Origin of the sequence: Streptomyces lanatus, from assembly GCF_014655715.1 — a bacterium.
Classification (GTDB): Bacteria; Actinomycetota; Actinomycetes; order Streptomycetales; family Streptomycetaceae; genus Streptomyces; species Streptomyces lanatus.
The window spans coordinates 35,097-51,847 of record NZ_BNBM01000008.1 but is presented as its reverse complement, the minus strand read 5'-3'; the positions used below and the strand labels follow the sequence as shown (position 1 = coordinate 51,847).

Below are 16,751 nucleotides of genomic sequence, written 5' to 3'. Positions count from 1 at the left end.
GGGCGCCACAGCTGCGGGCCGGCAGATCGCGTGGGCCCGGTCTGGACCAATGCCGCCCTATGGCCCATGATGACGGCGCCATGACAACGAAACGCCTGTGAGGGTGACGATCGTGCGCGGAACCTTGGTGAGAGCCGTCCTTGCCGCCGTACTCCTGCTGGTCCCGCTGACGTCGCTCCCCCGGGCCGAGGCCGCCACGCCCGCCGAGGAGGAGTGGACGGCTCCGCTCAGCACCCGGGGCCGCTGGATCGTCGACGCCGACGGTGACCGCTTCAAGCTGCGCTCCGGCAACTGGCATGGGGCCAGCGGCACTTGGAACGGCTCGGGCGACACGGCTGACGACGCCAACCATCACGCCGGTGAGAACTCCGGCAGGATCCCGCTCGGCCTGGACCGGGCGCCGATGGCCGAGATCATCGCCGGATTCCGCGAGATCGGGATCAACAGCATCCGGCTGCCCTTCTCCAACGAGATGATCCACGACAGCCGTCCGGTCACGGACGACGCGGTCGCGGCCAATCCCGCGCTGCGGGGTCTCACGCCACTCCAGGTCTACGACGCAGTGGTCCGCGAGCTCACCGGAGCCGGTCTCGCGGTGATCCTCAACAACCACACCAACACCACGCGCTGGTGCTGCGGGGTCGACGGCAACGAACGCTGGAACGCGAGCCGGTCGACCGCCGACTGGGAGAGCGACTGGCTGTTCATGGCCCGCCGCTACCAGGACAACAAGCGGGTCGTGGGCGCAGACCTCTACAACGAGGTCCGCCGCAACATCTGGGACGACCCCAACTGGGGCCTCGGCGACGACCACGACTGGTTCGCCGCCTCGCAGCGCGTCGGCGACCGCATCCTGACCGAGGCCAACCCGGATCTGCTGATCGTCGTCGAGGGCATCAACTGGACCGGCATCCCCGTCGACGGCTTCCCGCACGAACGCCCCACCCTGGAGCCCGCCCGCCATCTGTCCCACACCCTGGTCGACTCCGGCAAGCTCGTGTACTCGGCCCACTTCTACGACTACACCGGCCCGAACCACAGCGGGGCGACCGGAACGGGCGAGACGACCGACCCCCGCTACCGCGACCTCAGCCCCGCCGAACTCACCGCCGTCCTGGACCGCCAGGCCTTCTTCGTGACCGCCGAACAGGACCGGCACTTCACCGCCCCCGTCTGGATCAGCGAGTTCGGCGTCGGTGGCCGTGAGGAGACGGGTGCCAAGCAGCGCGCCTGGTTCGAGAACTTCGTGGACCAACTGATCCGCGCCGACGCCGACTTCGCCTACTGGCCGCTCGTCGGCTGGCACGAGGGCCGCAGGGGTAACGGCTGGGCGCTGCTGCACTGGGATGCCGAGGGCCGGCGTATGGGCCCGTACGACGGTGACGACTGGCGGGCCGCCGCCTGGACGAGGCTCATCGCGGCCGACGGCCGTACGGGGCGGGTGGCGCCGGTCACCGAGTGGTCCATGCTCAGCCCCGACCACGGTGACTTCGTGCAGTCACGGCGGATGCGCGCCCTGCCCGACTGGGACTCCGGCGCCCGCAAGGCCACCTGCCCCGACGGGCAACGGCTGCTCGGGCTCGCCCACACCGGCAACCGGGGGCTGTGCTCGGACGTGACCGCGGGTGCCCTGTGGGATCCGGCCGGCGGGCACGAGGTGGTCGTCGACGAGCGGCATGTCCGTCCCGGCGGCGACTGGGCGTCCGGGTACACCAAACTCCAGTGCGCGGACGGGCAGTTCCTCATCGGGTACAGCGTCCGGGGCGCGGCCGTGTCGGCGGCCCTGTGCGCGTCCGCCCCGGCCGGGAGGCTCGGCGGCAGCGGCCGTACGGTGTGGTTCGACCGGGGCGACAACCGGGGGCCCGCGCCCAAGGGCGGTGACTTCGCCAACGGCCGCTACAAGGGGCAGTGCGCGGACGACGAGTACGCCGCCGGGATCGCCTACACCGGGCGGGTGGGCTCGGGCCGGACTCCCGACGCGCTGTACTGCCGGAAGCTGAACTGACGCCGCGCGGGCGGGCGCGGCCGCGTCGGGAGATCCTGGAACCCGGATGCGGATCACCTGTGCTGTCGCCGTGCTCGCCGCCGCGAACCTGCTGAACAACTGGCTCGCGCGGGGCCCCGCCATGTATCTGCTCATCTGTGTGACCGCGACGGCCGCGCTGCTCATGATCGCCCGCTGGGACGGTCTCACCCGGGCCGACCTGGGGCTCGACCCGGAGGGGGTGCGACGGGGGCTGCGGTGGGCTCCCGTGCTGGTGGCGATCGTCCTGCTGGTTCTGCTGGTGCTCCTCGCCCTGCCGGCCGGGCGTGAGGCGTTCCGGGACTCGCGGGCCACGGATCTGTCGCTGGGGCGGATGCTGTTCGGCGCGCTGGTGCGGGTGCCGTTCGGGACCGTGCTGCTGGAGGAGACGGCCTTCCGGGGCGTGCTGTGGGCGATGATCCGGCGGCGGTACGGAACGGCGTGGGCCACCGGCCTGTCGTCGCTGCTGTTCGGGCTGTGGCATGTGGTGCCCTCGCAGAACATCAACCGCTCCAACGCCGCGCTGGGCTCGCTCTTCGGTGACGGCCCGGCCGGCGTGGCACCGACCGTGGCCGCGGCGGTCGTCGCCACGGCCCTGGCCGGCGTCGTGCTGTGCGAGCTGCGCCGCCGCTCCGGCAGCCTGTTGGCGCCGATGGCCCTGCACTGGGCGGTGAACGGCCTCAGTTATGCGCTGGCCTGGTCGGCGGCCCGCTGGTGGCTCGGCTGAACCTCAGAAGTTGATCATGTGGCCGGAGAGTCCGTGCACCGCTTCCTTGACGGCTTCGCCGAGCGTCGGGTGGGCATGGACGTTGCGCGCGACCTCGTGCACGGTCAGGTCCCACTGCTGGGCCAGGGTCAGTTCGGGCAGCAGCTCGGTGACGTCGGGGCCGATGAGGTGGCCGCCGAGGAGTTCGCCGTACTTGGCGTCGCTGATCAGCTTCACGAACCCCGTCGCGTCGCCCAGGCCGTGCGACTTGCCGTTCGCGGTGAACGGGAACTTCGCCACCTTCACATCGAAGCCCCGCTCGCGGGCCTGCGCCTCGGTCCAGCCGAAGCTGGCGATCTGCGGCTGGCAGTAGGTGGCGCGCGGAATCATCACATAGTCGAGCTCCATCGTCTCGGCGTCCGCGATGGTCTCGGCGGCGACGATGCCCATGGCCTCGGCGGCGTGCGCCAGCATCAGCTTGGCCGTCACATCGCCGATGGCGAAGATGTGTGGGACGGACGTACGGCAGCGGCCGTCGACGTCGATCGCGCCACGCTCGGTGACGGTCACGCCGGTGCTCTCCAGGCCGTACCCGGTGACGTTCGGCGCGAAGCCGATGGCCTGGAGCACCTTGTCGGCCTCCAGGACCTGCTGGGTGCCGTCCTTGCCGGTGACCGTGACCCGCACCATCTCGCCGGACTCGTCGACGGTGTCGACGCGGGTGGAGGTCAGCACGTCGATGCCCAACTTGCGGTACTGCTTGGCGAGTTCGGCGGAGACCTCGGCGTCCTCCAGCGGGGCCATACGGTCCAGGAACTCGACGACGGTGACCTTCACGCCGTAGTTGTGCAGGACATAGGCGAACTCGACGCCGATCGCGCCGGCGCCCGCGATGATGATCGAGCGCGGCAGTTCTTCGGCCAGGATCTGCTCCTCGAAGGTCACCACGCGCGCGCTGCGCCGGGTGCCGGGGAGCAGCTTGGGGGTGGCGCCGGTGGCGATGATGCAGTTCTCGAAGCCGATGGTGCGGGTGGAGCCGTCGTACCCGGCGACCTGGATGGTGTGCGGGTCGATGAAAGTACCGCGGCCGTCGATCTCGGTGATCTTGTTCTTCTTCATCAGGAAGTGGACGCCCTTGACCCGGCCATCGGCGACCTTGCGGCTGCGGCGGAACGCCTCGCCGTAGTCGAAGCTGACCTGCCCGTCCACCTGGATGCCGAAGGTCTTCGCCTCGCGGGTGAAGATGTGCGCCAGTTCGGCGTTGCGCAGCAGGGCCTTGCTGGGGATGCAGCCCACGTTCAGACAGACGCCGCCCCAGTACTTCTCCTCCACGACCGCGACCCGCTTGCCCAGCTGGGCGGCGCGGATGGCGGCGACATAGCCGCCGGGGCCCGCGCCGAGGACAACGACGTCGAAGCGCTCGTCCTGCTCGACCATGGAGAGTTTCCTTCCTGAGGGCGACATCCTGCTCTGCCGGTGCCGGACACCCGAAGGCGTCCGGCTTCTTCCAGCATGACCGCATCCACGAGGTTGTGTGGCGTCGCGGGAGGGTGACGGTGATCTCAGGAGGTGTGCGTGGTTCCCGGCGTCCTCAGCCGAGGCACAGCAGGTTGAGCACGCAGAGCTGCGCCGGGTCGGTCGCCTCCGGGGCGGGGCTCGTCGGCGCCGGGGACGCTCCGGTCCCGGAGTCCGCGTCGTCGGTCGGTGCCGGGGCCGGTGTCTGCTGCTCGGCCGTGTCGCCGCCGGTGCTGTTACCGGAGTTCGAGTTCGCCCCGCCGGGGTTCGGGGAGACGGTCTGCGTCTGCGGGGCCTTGGTCGGGGTGGGGGTCGGCGTGGAGGCCGCGTCCGGTCGGGTGAACTGCCGGGTGGTGTGCGGCGTGGTGACGGACTCGCGCGCGGCGTTGGTCGGCGTCGGATCCGAGGAGGGCGTGGTGGTGCGCGCGTCCTTGTGGGTGCTCGGCGGGGTGGACACCGGGAGGGAGTACTGCGTGGTCTGCTCCGGGAGCGCGGCGTTCGGCTGCTGCGGCGCGGTGGCCGCCTGGGCCTTGTCGCCGGACTGCTGGTTCAGCGCCGAGAAGGTCAGACCGCCGCCGACCAGGGCGACGGCGGTCGCGACCACGGCCTTGCGCTGGTTCTTCTTCCAGCGGGCCCGCTGCTTACGACGCGCCGCGCGGCCCATCGGGGCGTCCGTGGACACAGCCTCCACATCCTGTGAAGGAATCTCCTCAGCGGCGGGGCTCGGCGCCGTCTCGTCGCGGAAGTAGCCGTCGTACCAGGTGTCGGCGGCGGGCGTCGCCTGCGGACCGGGTGCGGCCGACCCGGTGGAACCCCCCAACGCGAAGGGAGCGATGTCCGGGGCGTAGGCGCCGCACCCGGGGCACACGAGGGCCCCGTTGAGATGCCGACGGCACGAGGAGCAGTAGTCCATTCTGGGGTCTTCCCTGGGTTCGCACGGGGGATCGAACGGCCTGTAACGCTAACGAGACTTTGGACGAGCCGTGTGCAGCCCGCGTGATGCTCCTGCGCAGATGTCCCAGGGAGTGTGTACGTACAGTGACCCGCTCAGAGTTCGCAGCACCCCTCGCGGCGCATACGGCGGCTCACCTCCAGCCACTCGGTCTCTGCGCCCGTTTCCGTGTCGAAGGCGTCCACCAGATCCGCCTGCTCGAAGAGCACCCCGCCCCGCAGCACCGCCGCCGTGCGGACGAGGGTGGCGAAGTCGGTGAACGGGTCGCCGTCCACGACCGTGAGATCGGCGAGCTTGCCCACTTCCAGGGTGCCCAGGTCGGCGTCCGCGCCGAAGACCCGCGCGGGCAGCAGGGTCGCGGTGCGCAGCACCTCGGCCGGTGACAGTCCGGCGCGGTGCAGGGCGCGCAGGGCCAGGTGCAGATGCAGCCCGATCGGGACGAGCGGCTGGTCCGTGCCGAGGGCGATGAGGCCGCCGTCGGCGAGGATCCGCCGGTACACGTCCATCTCCCGTCCCAGCGTGGCCAGTTGGGCGTCGGTCGGTGGCTGCCCGGCTCCATCCCGGACGGCGGCGGTGTCCCACGGCGGCATGAGCCCGGTGACGCGCGGGTCGTCCGCGAGCGCGGGGTCGGCGCCGAGGAGGGCGATGGCCGTGAACGGAGTGGCGACGAGGTGGAAGTCGGTCGCGGTGTAGATCTCCTCGACGTCCTGGTAGGAACGTCCGCTCGCGGAGGTCGCGTGCCCGAACTCCAGCCGTTGCGTGGCCTGCAAATGGGTGGTCAGGTCCTGGCCGAGCTGCACACCCGGGCTGCACAGATGGCTGCCGCTGCGCACGCCGAGCCGTTCGTGCGCGAAGTCCGCGGCCTCCTTCATCACCCAGCCCGGCGCCCGGACGTACGTCTTCACGAAGTCCCAGTCCAGCGCCTGGGCCCGCGCCAGTGAGCGGCGCAGTCCCTCGCGGGTGCGGTGGGCGCGGCCCATGCTGTAGGCGACCCGTGCCCCGTCGAGCAGTTCGCCGGTGGCCAGCAGCCGGGGCCCGGCGAGCGCCCCGGCGGCGACGGCCTCCCGGATGCGGGCCTGTTCGTAGGCGAAGCCGCCCAGCGAGACGGCCGTGGTGATGCCGTACGCGAGCTGCAGCGCGCTCTGCCGGCCGCCGTAGGTGGTCTGCCAGGGGTGGGTGTGGGCGTCCCACAGGCCCGGGATCACCGTGCGGTCGCTCGCGTCGACGCGGTGTGCGGCCGGGCGGCCCGCGCGGTGCCCGGTGACCTCGGCGATACGGCCGTCGCGGATGACGACATCGATGTCCTCACGGACGTCCTGGCCGGTCCCGTCCCAGAAGCGGCCCGCGTGCACGACCGTGTCCGCCGGGCGCGGTCGGCGGTAGTCCAGCGGGACACGGACCGTACGGGTCCCGCCGCCGCGGATGTCCATCAGGCGCAGGGTGCCCGCCGAGAGGTAGAGCAGGGTGCGGGAGTCCGCGGACCAGGACGGGTGGTCGGCGGGTTCATTGGTGAGCCGTCGTGGGTCGCCGTCCGGGCTGCCGTCGGCGCGGACGGGCAGCAGCCACAGCGCCGACTCCGCGACAACGGCCATCCAGCGTCCGTCCGGGGACCAGACGGGACCGGAGTCGTAGCGGTCGGAGAGGGAGGTGTGCGGGGCGAGGGCGTGCAGCCTGGCGTTCCCGGTGGTGGTGTCGACGACCCGGATGAGGTTGTAGCCCTCCCGGAAGCGCTGGTTGAGGCGGTTGCGGTCGCACAGCGCCACATAGCGGCCGTCGGGCGAGAAGCTGGGGCGGCCGGGCAGCCCGCCGGCGCCGAGGGGCGCGGCGAGGACGCGTTCGGCGCCGTCGGGCAGGTCGCGCACGATCAGATTGCCGGACATGTCCAGGCAGGCCAGCCGGTTCCCGTCCGGCGAGAGGGCGGGGAAGACCCGGCCGCCCCGCGCCAGCACGGTCTCCTCCCCGGAGCCGAGGTCACGGCGCCGTACGGCGAACAGTCCGTCGCGGTCGTCGGCGTACACCAGGGCCGTGCCGTCGGACGTCCAGGTCGGCGCCAGCACATAGCGGGTGGCGGGGACTTGCAGCACCTTGCGGGGCGCGCGGCCGCCCTTGGTGCCGGCGGTCCACAGCGCGTTGAGCGCGGCGAAGGCGACGCTGCGGCCGTCCGGCGACAGAGCGGGCAGATGTAGCGCGCGTACGGGACGGGTGCCGGCGCCCTCGAAGTCGTACGCCTTGCCTCGGTAGCGGGGCCGGTCCACGGGCATCGCCGCGGTGAACGGGATCTGCTCGCCGTCGCCCGGCGCACCCGGGTCGACGAGGCGGAAGTGGCCGTCGACCGTGAGGAGCAGGTGCTCGCCGTCCGTCCAGCGGGGTGGCGCGGGCAGGAGGTCGCCGTCGAGGGCGACCCGCTCGCCGTCCACGACGAGGGTGCAGGAGGCGTCGGGCGAGGCCGTGGTGCGCAGGTATGCCAGGCGCCCGGCCGGGGAGACGGCGGGCGTCATGAGCTGGGCGCCGGAGTCGTCGGTGTGCTCGATGGTGACCGGGCCCGAGCCGTTGGCGGCGACGGACGCGATCGTGTTCGCCCGCAGGGTGCCCGTGGAGGTGACGCCGGCCCGCACGAAGAGGACCCGCTCGCCGTCCGGCGACCAGGTCGGGTCGAAGTCCTCCCAGCGGGCGTCCTGCTGCCCGGTGAGCCGGGTCAGTTCACCATTGCGTACGTCCACGACCCAGATGCGGTACGGGGCGCCGGTCACGGTGTCGCCGCCGCGCTCGGAGGCGAACGCGATCCGGGTGCCGTCCGGCGACCATGCCGGGCCGCGGTCGTCCCACGGCCCGTCGGTGAGCTGCGTCAGCCCGGAGCCGTCGGGCCGCAGCGTCCAGAGGTGGAAGCCGCCGCCGCGATAGGCGCAGACGACGAGGCGGCTGCCGTCCGGCGAGAACTGCGGTCGGGTCGGTTCGAGGCCGGGCGAGGTGAGCGGTACGGCGGTGCCGCCCTTGCGCGGCACGGACCACAGCACGTTCTGCACCTCGGCGACCAGCCGGTCACCGGCGGGGGCGAGGGTGGCGGAGCCGCCGGTTGCGGCGGTGAAGGAGAGGGTGGTCGGGGAGGATGCGACGGCCACGGCCGACTGGGTGCCGACGGTGGTGAGCGCCGTGGCGGTGACGGTGGCCGTTGCGGTGGCCTGAAGGAATCTGCGGCGGGAGAGGGGGCCGAAACGGAGGGCGCCGGAGGTGTCTTCGGTGTCCAAAAGTGCTCCCTGTGCGCGGAGTTGTGGGGTCGGACGGGAGAGACCACTGAGGGAAACGTACGTCGCGGGGGCGCGGTTATGGGAGGTGCGGTGGCGGTTCTCGGCCGTTTCGGGGGGGCGCAGCTGAGGCGGGTCCGGTGGATCGGCTTCCGGCTGACCGGCTTTCCGGCTCCGACTGTCCGGCTCCAGCCTTCCGGCTCCGGCTGTCCGGCCGTCCAGCTGAGCGGCGGTCCAGCGGAGCGGGCTGCCGCTCAGCCCGGTGTCCGGCGCCCCGGGGCCCAGCTCGGGGGGCGCTCCCGGCCCCATGCCGGAGTCCCATCCCGGGGTGCGGCTGAGGTCCCCCCGGGGTCCCGTCCGGCCCGCCCCCGCGGCCCGCCCCCGTGACGCCCCGCTCGGCGAGCGCGTCGGCCGGCTTGCGATCGCATCGGCTAGCTTGGGGAGCGGGCCCGATCCAGCCCCGCCGAGGTACGCAACGACGTTCAGAATCTCGCCCAAGGGGCGCGGGGCTGTATCAATATGCGGCTCCGCCGCGTGGGCGCGACCAGCCACGACAACCCCGCAGACACCCGACATGCCCCCCCCGGGAGGCGGCCTTGTTCGCCCGCGAGCAGATCAAGCTGTTGGCCGAATCGGGATGGAACACCTGCGACTCCGTCCGAGAGGGCGTCAAACGGGCCGGGCTTCCGCTCCCGACCCCCGCGTATCTCAAACGGGCCATCGACACCGCACGCTGGAACCGCGCGGAACGCGCCGTCGCGGCGCTCCGGGACCACTTCAAGGACGCCCGCTTCGCCGACGAGGCCGTCTACGGCGTCCTGCTCGTGCCCGATCCCGACAAGCTCGACACCCGGGGCGCGGTCGATCCGGCGATGCGCGCCGACCAGACCGGGGGGACCGCGAAGGACGTGGTCGACGGCGCCCTCCCGGCGGGCCGCCTCGTCGTGCCGCCGGGCGCCGACTGGACGCCAATCGCCACCGTCACCGGCCCCGCCGGCCTCCACTTCGGCAGCTTCGACGACATCACGCAAGCAGACGTCGCGACCTTCACCGTGGACGGCGTCGACACCCGGGACCTGATGGTGCGCCAGATCTGGGGCGCGCGGGTGCTGCAGTCCGGGAGCGAGCTGCCGGACTGCGAGGTCGGCGGCGGCTGGACGTTCACGCTGTTCCCGGGCGAGCCCCAGGTCGACGGGAAGGCCGTATCGGGCACGGTGCTGCACGACAAGGTGCGGTTCCGGCTGGGGCGGAGCGATCGGGGGATCGCGGTGGTGCGGGTGTGTCCGGCGCTGGTGGTGGGCTGAGCGGCGGGAGTCCCGCGCGGGGGCGAAACTTTCGCGTCGGCCCATGAACCTTTCGCCCGCGCGACCGGTCGGCTCATAGTGAAGGGGCCGTGCCACAGACAGCCGCGAAGGGACGAGATGACGCGGAAGAACGCCCTGGTGGTCCGAGGTGGATGGGAGGGGCATCAGCCGGTCCGGGCCACGGAGCTGTTCCTGCCCTTCCTGCGCGAGAACGGATACGCCGTCAGGATCGAGGAGTCCACCGAGGTCTACGCCGACGCCGACGCGATGGCCGGGACCGATCTCGTCGTCCAGTGCGTCACGATGTCGCAGATCGAGGCGGAGCAGCTGACGGGGCTGCGCGCGGCGGTCGTGGCCGGAACCGGCTTCACCGGCTGGCACGGCGGCATCGCCGACTCCTTCCGGGCCTCCTCCGACTATCTCCATCTGGTGGGCGGGCAGTTCGCGACCCACCCGGGCAAGGAACCCTGCGAGCGGCAGGGCGGCCAGGAGGACAACTACCTGCCGCACACCGTCGACATCACGGAACTGGGCCGCGAACACCCCATCACCGCCGGCATCGAGGACTTCGAGCTGCACACCGAGCAGTACTGGGTGCTGCACGACGACCTGATCGACGTACTGGCCACCACCACCCATCCCACGCAGCCGTGGCACCCCTGGCACCGCCCGGTCACCTGCCCCGCCGTCTGGACCCGCCGATGGGGCGCCGGGCGTGTGGTGGTGACGACGCCGGGCCACAGCCTGGACGTACTGGAGCATCCCGCCGTCCGCACCATCATCGAGAGGGGCATGCTGTGGGCGACGCGCACCGCATCGGCGTCGTAGGACTCGGCGTCATCTCGCGCGCGTACCTGGACACGCTGGTGGGCCATCCCGCCGTGCGCATCACCGCGGTCGCCGATCTCGACGCCTCCCGTTCGGCCGCGGTCGCCGCCGAACTCCCCGGCGTCCGGGCGCTGTCCGTCCAGGAGCTGCTGAGCAGTCCGGACGTCGACACGGTACTGAACCTCACCGTCCCCGCCGCCCACGCCGAGATCGCCCTCGGTGCCATCGGTCACGGCAAGAACGTGTACGGGGAGAAGCCGCTGACCGCCGAACTCGCCGACGCCCAGGCCGTGATGGAGGCGGCGGCGAAGGCCGGCGTCGCGGTCGGGTGCGCGCCGGACACCGTCCTCGGCACCGGCATCCAGACGGCGCGTGCGGCGGTGGAGGCGGGGCGGATCGGACGTCCCCAGTTCGCGTCGGCCGTGATGGTCACGCCGGGGCACGAACGCTGGCATCCCCACCCCGACTTCTACTACACGGCCGGTGGCGGCCCGCTGCTGGACATGGGGCCGTACTATCTCGCGTCCCTGGTGCATCTGCTGGGTCCGGTACGGGCGGTGACCGGGGCGGCCGGGCGGCTGCGGTCCGAGCGGGTCATCGGCTCGGGTTCGCGTGCGGGCGAGCGGATCCCGGTCGAGGTGGACACACACGTCAGCGGGGTGCTTGAGCATGCCGACGGAACCCTGACGACGCTCACGACCAGCTTCGACGGTGTGGCCACGATCGCCGCGCCGATCGAGGTCCACGGCGAGACGGGCACCCTCTCCGTGCCGGATCCGAACCACTTCGACGGCGACGTGCGGCTCTTCGAACTCGGCGCCACCGAATGGCGCACGCTCCCGCCGTCCGCGGGCTACGTCGACGGTGCCCGGGGCGTCGGCCTGCTGGACTTCGTCACCGCGAACGCGGCCCGCGCGAATGGCGAACTCGCCCTGCACGTACTGGAGACGATGAGCGCGCTGCTGCGCTCGGCGGCCGAGGGACGGTGCATCGAGCTGACGACGTCGGCGGAGCCGCCCGCTCCCGTACCGCTGACGAGCGCCGAGGTGTGGCGGGGCCCCCGGTGACCCGGGGTCAGTCCACGGGCCAGGTGTGCGCGGCCGCGTTGAGGTGCATGTAGTCCATGTAGGTCCTGGTCATCCGCCGCAGTGCCTCCCACCGGTCGGCGCTGGCCATGGCCTTCTCCAGGTGATGGACGGTCTCCACCTGCCACAGGGCGCCGTTGCGGGCGGTGACACAGCGCTGCTCGATGATGCCGAGGAGGGGTTCTCGCCAGGCCGCGTCCATGCCGGCCAGTTCCAGACCCCGGTGGGCCAGCGGCAGCAGCCGCCGCAGCACCAGTTCCGTGACCGGGACCTCGCCCATGCCGGGCCAGTACAGGCGGGCGTCGATGCCGTCGCGGGCAGCGGTGTGGAGGTTCTCCTCGGCGACCGAGAAGGACATCCGCGTCCAGACCGGCCGGTCGTCGTCGACGAGGGCGCGGGTGAGGCCGTAGTAGAAGGCGCCGTTGGCGATGGTGTCGGCCACGGTGGGGCCCGCGGGAAGGACGCGGTTCTCGATGCGCAGATGCGGTCCGCTGTCGGTGACGGCGTAGATGGGGCGGTTCCAGCGGTAGATGGTGCCGTTGTGCAGGGTCAGTTCGCCCAGCTCCGGGACGCCACCGGCGTCGTGGACCCGCTGCGGGTCCTCGTCGTCGCACAGTGGCAGCAGGGCCGGGAAGTAGCGCACGTTCTCCTCGAACAGATCGAAGACGCTGGTGATCCAGCGCTCGCCGAACCACACCCGGGGCCGTACGCCCTGGGCCTTGATCTCCACGGGGCGGGTGTCGGTGGCCTGCTCGAACAGGGGGATACGCGTCTCGCGCCACAGCTCCCGGCCGAAGAGGTACGGCGAGTTCGCGGCGAGGGCGATCTGTACGCCGGTGATGGCCTGGGCGGCGTTCCAGTAGTCGGCGAACTCCCTCGGCGAGACCTGGAGGTGGTACTGGGTGCTGGTGCAGGCGGCCTCGGGGGTGATGGTGTCGGCGTAGGTCGACAGCCGCTCGACGCCGTCCACCGTGATCCGCAGGTCCTCGCCCCGGGCCGCGAAGATCTGCTCGTTGAGCAGCCGGTACCGGGGATCGCCGGACAGCGCGGACTCGTCGACGTCCGTCTCCCCCAGGGTCGGCAGGATGCCGATCATGATGAGGTGGGCGCCCACGGCGGAGGCGCGCTCCTCGGCGTGGTTGAGCGCGTCCCGGATGGCTTGCTCCCACGCGCCGGGACCGCCGGTGGTCAGCTCCCTCGGCGGGATGTTGATCTCCAGGTTGAAACGGCCCAGCTCGCTCGACCAGGCCGGGTCGGCGATGGCCTGGAGCACCTCGGTGTTGCGCATCGCCGGGCGGCCGTCGCCGTCCACCAGGTTGAGCTCGATCTCCAGGCCGACCTTGGGCCGCTCGCTCTCGAAGGTCGACTCGCGCAGCATCTGCGCCAGTACGTCGAGGCAGGTGTGCATCTTGGCCCGGTACCGGCGGCGGTCCTCCCGCGTGAACACCCGGGCCGGCACATCGCGTCCCATAGCGCCCTCCCGAGTTCCCTCGGCGGATACCTCACGTCTTAGCGTCGCACTTCGGGCGGGACCGGAACAGTCAGGACCGGGGAGCCCTTGTCGTGAGCTGGATGCCGACCTAGCCTGACTTTGTGCCGCAAATAAACAAAACCCGATCGCACAATGTCGTGCCGGGTACCAGTACCGACCTCACCCGCCTCCGTGTCGCCATCACCGCCTTCTTCGCCGTGGACGGATTCCTCTTCGCCGGCTGGGTGGTCCGCATCCCCGCCATCAAGGAACAGACCGGCGCCTCCGCGAGCGCCCTCGGCCTAGCCCTGCTCGGCGTCTCCGCCGGTGCCGTCCTCACCATGACGATGACCGGACGCCTGTGCCGCCGCTACGGCAGCCACCAGGTCACCGTCGCCTGCGCGGTCCTGCTCTCCCTGAGCGTGGCCCTGCCCCCGCACACCCACTCCGTCCTGGCACTCGGCGCCGTCCTGCTGATCTTCGGAGCGGCCTACGGCGGCATCAACGTCGCCTTCAACAGCGCCGCAGTCGATCTGGTGACCGCTCTGCGTCGGCCGATCATGCCCAGTTTCCACGCCGCCTTCAGCCTGGGCGGCATGGTCGGCGCGGGCCTCGGCGGACTGGTCGCGGGAGCCCTCTCCCCCACCCGGCATCTGGCGGGCCTCGCGGTGATCGGACTGCTGGTGACAGCGGTGGCGGGCCGTACGCTGCTCCGCCACAATCCCCCGACGACCGCACCCACTACACACCAGACCCCGCACCGCCTGACCGGCAGGACCCGCGGTCTGGTGATCGTCTTCGGCATGATCGCCCTGTGCACGGCCTACGGCGAGGGCGCCATGGCCGACTGGGGCGCCCTGCACCTGGAAGAGGACCTCGGCGCCTCGTCCGGCACCGCCGCCCTCGGCTACTCCTGCTTCGCCCTGGCCATGACCATCGGCCGACTCAGCGGTACGGCCCTCCTGGAACGGCTCGGCCACGGCCGTACCGTCATCGCGGGCGGCGCCACCGCGTCCGCCGGGATGCTGCTCGGCTCCTTCGCACCCTCCCTGTGGGCAGCGCTGCTCGGCTTCGCGGTCACCGGCCTCGGGCTCGCCAACCTCTTCCCCGTGGCCGTGGAACGCGCGGGAACCCTCGCCGGCCCGAGCGGCGTCGCCACGGCCTCCACCTTCGGCTACGGCGGCATGCTCCTCGGCCCACCCGCCATCGGCTTCATGGCCGACTGGTTCTCCCTGTCGGTGGCCCTCACGAGTGTCGCGGTGCTGGCGGCGATCGCGACGCTGATCGGGGTGGCGACGCGGCGTACCGCGACGCGTTGAGCGTTCCCACGCCGCAGCCCTCACCACCGCGCGCATGATGGCCGAATGGCCCGACTCCACGACATCGTCATCGACTGCGCCCGGCCCGCCGCCACCGCCCGCTTCTGGGCCGCCGCCCTCGACGGTTACGCCGTCGCGCCGTACGACGACGCCGAGCTCGCCCGGCTGCGTGCGCGGGGAATCGCCGGACCGGAGGACGACCCGACCGTGCTGGTCGAGCCCTGTGGTGGCGGGCCCCGGCTGTGGTGTCAGCTCGTGCCAGAGCCCAAGCAGGTGAAGAACCGTCTGCACCTGGACCTGGTCTCCCCCGACCCCGAGGGCGAGATCGCCCGGCTCACCACGCTCGGGGCGTCCGTCGGGGCCCGCCACGAGGACCACTGGGTCCTGACCGACCCCGAGGGCAACGAGTTCTGCCTGTTCCCGATGTCGCCCTGAACCGCCCTCAGGCGCGGGAGAGTTCCGCCGCCCCGAAGGACACGTCGAAGCGATCGCACCAGATGCTGACGCTGCTGTAGCGGGACAGGTCGACGTCCTGCGGCACGGAATAGTTCTGGCTGCCCTTGTTCCCCTTGAGCTTGCCGAGGCTGACGTGGGCGCCGTCGTCGAAGACGCGCCAGCCGGCAGCCCCCTCCTTCACCGGCGCGTCCGTCAACCACACGCGCAGGTCGGGGCCGTTGCTGGTGTCGAGGTTCTCCAGCCGCAGGACATGCGAGCCGTCGGCCAGCCGTACGAGTTTCACGCTGCCCGACGTCTCGTGCTCATGGCTGATCAGCTCGCCGCCGGACAGGGTGCGCGACGCGGGGGCCGTCGCGCCGGGCAGGGCCTCGTCCACGGTCGTGTCCTGCCAGAGCTTCCAGGGCTGGAACCAGTACAGCCCCAATCCGCCCGCGACGAAGATCAGCACCAGCACCCCGAGACCCACCGGCCCTCGCAGCACCTTCCGCACCCGCCCCATACCCGTCTCACTTCCTGGGAGTTGTCCGTCGGCAATCGATTCAACGGAATCCGGAGCCCGCCGTGAACACGCAGCGTGATGACGAAAGTCTTACGTCGCGAGGCGACCCCTTCGCCCGCACTCCATCCGGCACACTCACCCCCATGGAGACAGCCGACTTCGTTGGAAACCTGGACCGCGAGGGCCTTCTGCTGGCCGCTGCCGCCGAGGATGCCGGGGCCGATGCCAAGGTGCCGACCTGCCCCGACTGGCAGGTGCGGGATCTGGTGCGGCACACGGGGATGGTGCATCGCTGGGCGGCGGCGTTCGTGGCCGAGGGGTACACCTCGTACCACCCGGACTCGGGGCTGCCCGACCTCGACGGCGCGGAGTTGTTCGCCTGGTTCCGGGAGGGCCACCGCCACCTGGTCGACACCCTCGCGGGCGCCCCCGCGGACGTGCAGTGCTGGCATTTCCTGCCGGCCCCGTCACCCCTCGCGTTCTGGGCGCGCAGGCAGGCCCACGAGACGACCGTGCACCGCTTCGACGCGGAGTCGGCACGCGGCGGCGCCCCGACCGAGATCGACCCCGCCCTCGCGGCGGACGGCATCGACGAGTTGCTGCGCGCCTTCCACGCCCGCCCCAAGAGCCGGGTCCGCAGCGCCGAACCCCGGGTGCTGCGGGTGCGGGCGACGGACATCGACGATGCCGTATGGACCGTACGGCTGTCGCAGGAGCCGCCGGTGACGGAGCGGGGCGAGACCGGCGGGGCCGATGGCGAGATCTCGGGACCCGCCGACCGGCTGTATCTGTCGCTGTGGAACCGGCTGCCCTTCCTGCAGGTGACCGGTGACGCCTCCCTCGCCACGCTGTGGCGGGAGAACTCCGCCGTCACCTGGAGCTGAACCCGCCCCGTACGCCGGTCAGTTCGCCAGCATCCTCGTCAGCACCGCGCGCTGCACGGGCAGCACCTCGCCGTGCAGCGCGCGCCCCTTGGCCGTGAGGGCCACCACCACGCCACGCCGGTCCTGCGCACACATCAGACGCTGGACCAGGCCGTCCTTCTCCAGCCGGGCGATCAGCCGCGACAGGGCGCTCTGGCTGAGGTGCACCCGCTCGGAGATCTCCTGCACCCGGAACGACGAGCCGCTCCCCGAGCGGCCGCGCGTCGCGGCGTCCGCGAGGACGTCCAGGACCTCGAAGTCGCTGGCGCACAGGCCGTGTTGGTTCAGGGCGCGGTCGAGTTCGCACTGCGTGCGCGCGTGCAGCGCCAGCATGTCCCGCCACTGGTCCACGAGTGCCTGCTCGGGCTTCTTCGCCGCCATGGGCGCACCGTAGCAGAACACCTGGATTATTGCATCCGCATTAAATG

General features: G+C 71.7%; 14 protein-coding genes. 8 read left to right on the top strand and 6 right to left on the bottom strand.

What is annotated here, in order from left to right:
- Positions 1-112 precede the first annotated feature (112 nt).
- Together IE325_RS22045 and IE325_RS22040 are read left to right on the top strand one after the other, a co-directional pair.
- On the top strand, positions 113-2,005 hold the full coding sequence (locus IE325_RS22045) for a glycoside hydrolase family 5 protein (RefSeq protein ID WP_190071723.1): 1,893 nt from the start codon (positions 113-115) through the stop codon (positions 2,003-2,005).
- Positions 2,006-2,051: 46 nt separating this feature from the next.
- Complete coding sequence (locus IE325_RS22040; protein ID WP_190071722.1) at positions 2,052-2,750, top strand: CPBP family intramembrane glutamic endopeptidase; 699 nt, start codon at positions 2,052-2,054, stop codon at positions 2,748-2,750.
- A gap of 3 nt (positions 2,751-2,753) precedes the next feature.
- Here IE325_RS22040 and lpdA read toward each other — a convergent pair whose 3' ends face one another.
- The 3 genes from lpdA to IE325_RS22025 form a co-directional block, all read right to left on the bottom strand.
- Positions 2,754-4,166 (bottom strand): dihydrolipoyl dehydrogenase, encoded by a 1,413-nt coding sequence (lpdA, locus tag IE325_RS22035; protein ID WP_190071721.1) that lies wholly within the window; start codon positions 4,164-4,166, stop codon positions 2,754-2,756.
- Positions 4,167-4,320: 154 nt separating this feature from the next.
- A complete protein-coding gene (locus IE325_RS22030; protein WP_190071720.1) occupies positions 4,321-5,157 on the bottom strand; it encodes an SCO2400 family protein in 837 nt (278 codons plus the stop codon).
- Positions 5,158-5,291: 134 nt separating this feature from the next.
- Positions 5,292-8,441, bottom strand: coding sequence for an amidohydrolase family protein (locus IE325_RS22025; protein WP_190071719.1), 3,150 nt, complete (start codon positions 8,439-8,441; stop codon positions 5,292-5,294).
- 593 nt (positions 8,442-9,034) lie between these two features.
- On the opposite strand from IE325_RS22025, the gene IE325_RS22020 reads away from it, so the two are divergent.
- The 3 genes from IE325_RS22020 (at position 9,035) to IE325_RS22010 (ending at position 11,637) form a co-directional block, all read left to right on the top strand.
- Positions 9,035-9,742 carry a hypothetical protein gene (locus IE325_RS22020; RefSeq protein ID WP_190071718.1) on the top strand — a complete coding sequence of 236 codons (708 nt, stop codon included), beginning with the start codon at positions 9,035-9,037 and terminating at the stop codon, positions 9,740-9,742.
- A 117-nt stretch (positions 9,743-9,859) separates the two neighbouring features.
- A complete protein-coding gene (locus IE325_RS22015; protein WP_190071717.1) occupies positions 9,860-10,570 on the top strand; it encodes a ThuA domain-containing protein in 711 nt (236 codons plus the stop codon).
- Entirely contained in the window at positions 10,540-11,637 is a 1,098-nt protein-coding gene (locus tag IE325_RS22010) for a Gfo/Idh/MocA family protein (RefSeq protein WP_190071716.1), read from the top strand. Before IE325_RS22015 ends, IE325_RS22010 begins: the two co-directional genes overlap by 31 nt.
- A 7-nt stretch (positions 11,638-11,644) precedes the next feature.
- On the opposite strand, the gene IE325_RS22005 is transcribed toward IE325_RS22010, so the two are convergent.
- Positions 11,645-13,126 (bottom strand): glutamate-cysteine ligase family protein, encoded by a 1,482-nt coding sequence (locus IE325_RS22005; protein ID WP_190071715.1) that lies wholly within the window; start codon positions 13,124-13,126, stop codon positions 11,645-11,647.
- 158 nt (positions 13,127-13,284) lie between these two features.
- Here IE325_RS22005 and IE325_RS22000 point away from each other — a divergent pair, with 158 nt between their 5' ends.
- Together IE325_RS22000 and IE325_RS21995 are read left to right on the top strand one after the other, a co-directional pair.
- Positions 13,285-14,445 carry an MFS transporter gene (locus IE325_RS22000; RefSeq protein WP_190071714.1) on the top strand — a complete coding sequence of 387 codons (1,161 nt, stop codon included), beginning with the start codon at positions 13,285-13,287 and terminating at the stop codon, positions 14,443-14,445.
- Between the two features lie 45 nt (positions 14,446-14,490).
- The gene (locus IE325_RS21995) at positions 14,491-14,880 is read left to right on the top strand and encodes a VOC family protein (protein WP_190071713.1); all 390 of its coding nucleotides are present in this window, start codon (positions 14,491-14,493) and stop codon (positions 14,878-14,880) included.
- A gap of 7 nt (positions 14,881-14,887) precedes the next feature.
- Here IE325_RS21995 and IE325_RS21990 read toward each other — a convergent pair whose 3' ends face one another.
- A complete protein-coding gene (locus tag IE325_RS21990; RefSeq protein ID WP_190071712.1) occupies positions 14,888-15,400 on the bottom strand; it encodes a DM13 domain-containing protein in 513 nt (170 codons plus the stop codon).
- A gap of 143 nt (positions 15,401-15,543) precedes the next feature.
- On the opposite strand from IE325_RS21990, the gene IE325_RS21985 reads away from it, so the two are divergent.
- Complete coding sequence (locus IE325_RS21985) at positions 15,544-16,284, top strand: maleylpyruvate isomerase family mycothiol-dependent enzyme (RefSeq protein WP_190071711.1); 741 nt, start codon at positions 15,544-15,546, stop codon at positions 16,282-16,284.
- 18 nt (positions 16,285-16,302) lie between these two features.
- Here the strand turns inward: IE325_RS21985 and IE325_RS21980 are convergent, their stop codons facing one another.
- Positions 16,303-16,704, bottom strand: a complete 402-nt coding sequence (locus tag IE325_RS21980; protein ID WP_190071710.1) for a MarR family winged helix-turn-helix transcriptional regulator — start codon at positions 16,702-16,704, stop codon at positions 16,303-16,305.
- Positions 16,705-16,751: the final 47 nt, after the last annotated feature.

Bases quoted from the DNA above. Each gene is read 5' to 3' on its own strand.
- IE325_RS21990 (WP_190071712.1), bottom strand. From the start codon at position 15,400: ATGGGGCGGGTGCGGAAGGTGCTGCGAGGGCCGGTGGGTCTCGGGGTG.
- lpdA (WP_190071721.1), bottom strand. From the start codon at position 4,166: ATGGTCGAGCAGGACGAGCGCTTCGACGTCGTTGTCCTCGGCGCGGGC.
- IE325_RS21995 (WP_190071713.1), top strand. From the start codon at position 14,491: ATGGCCCGACTCCACGACATCGTCATCGACTGCGCCCGGCCCGCCGCC.
- IE325_RS22030 (WP_190071720.1), bottom strand. From the start codon at position 5,157: ATGGACTACTGCTCCTCGTGCCGTCGGCATCTCAACGGGGCCCTCGTG.
- IE325_RS22005 (WP_190071715.1), bottom strand. From the start codon at position 13,126: ATGGGACGCGATGTGCCGGCCCGGGTGTTCACGCGGGAGGACCGCCGC.
- IE325_RS21980 (WP_190071710.1), bottom strand. From the start codon at position 16,704: ATGGCGGCGAAGAAGCCCGAGCAGGCACTCGTGGACCAGTGGCGGGAC.
- IE325_RS21985 (WP_190071711.1), top strand. From the start codon at position 15,544: ATGGAGACAGCCGACTTCGTTGGAAACCTGGACCGCGAGGGCCTTCTG.
- IE325_RS22015 (WP_190071717.1), top strand. From the start codon at position 9,860: ATGACGCGGAAGAACGCCCTGGTGGTCCGAGGTGGATGGGAGGGGCAT.
- IE325_RS22040 (WP_190071722.1), top strand. From the start codon at position 2,052: ATGCGGATCACCTGTGCTGTCGCCGTGCTCGCCGCCGCGAACCTGCTG.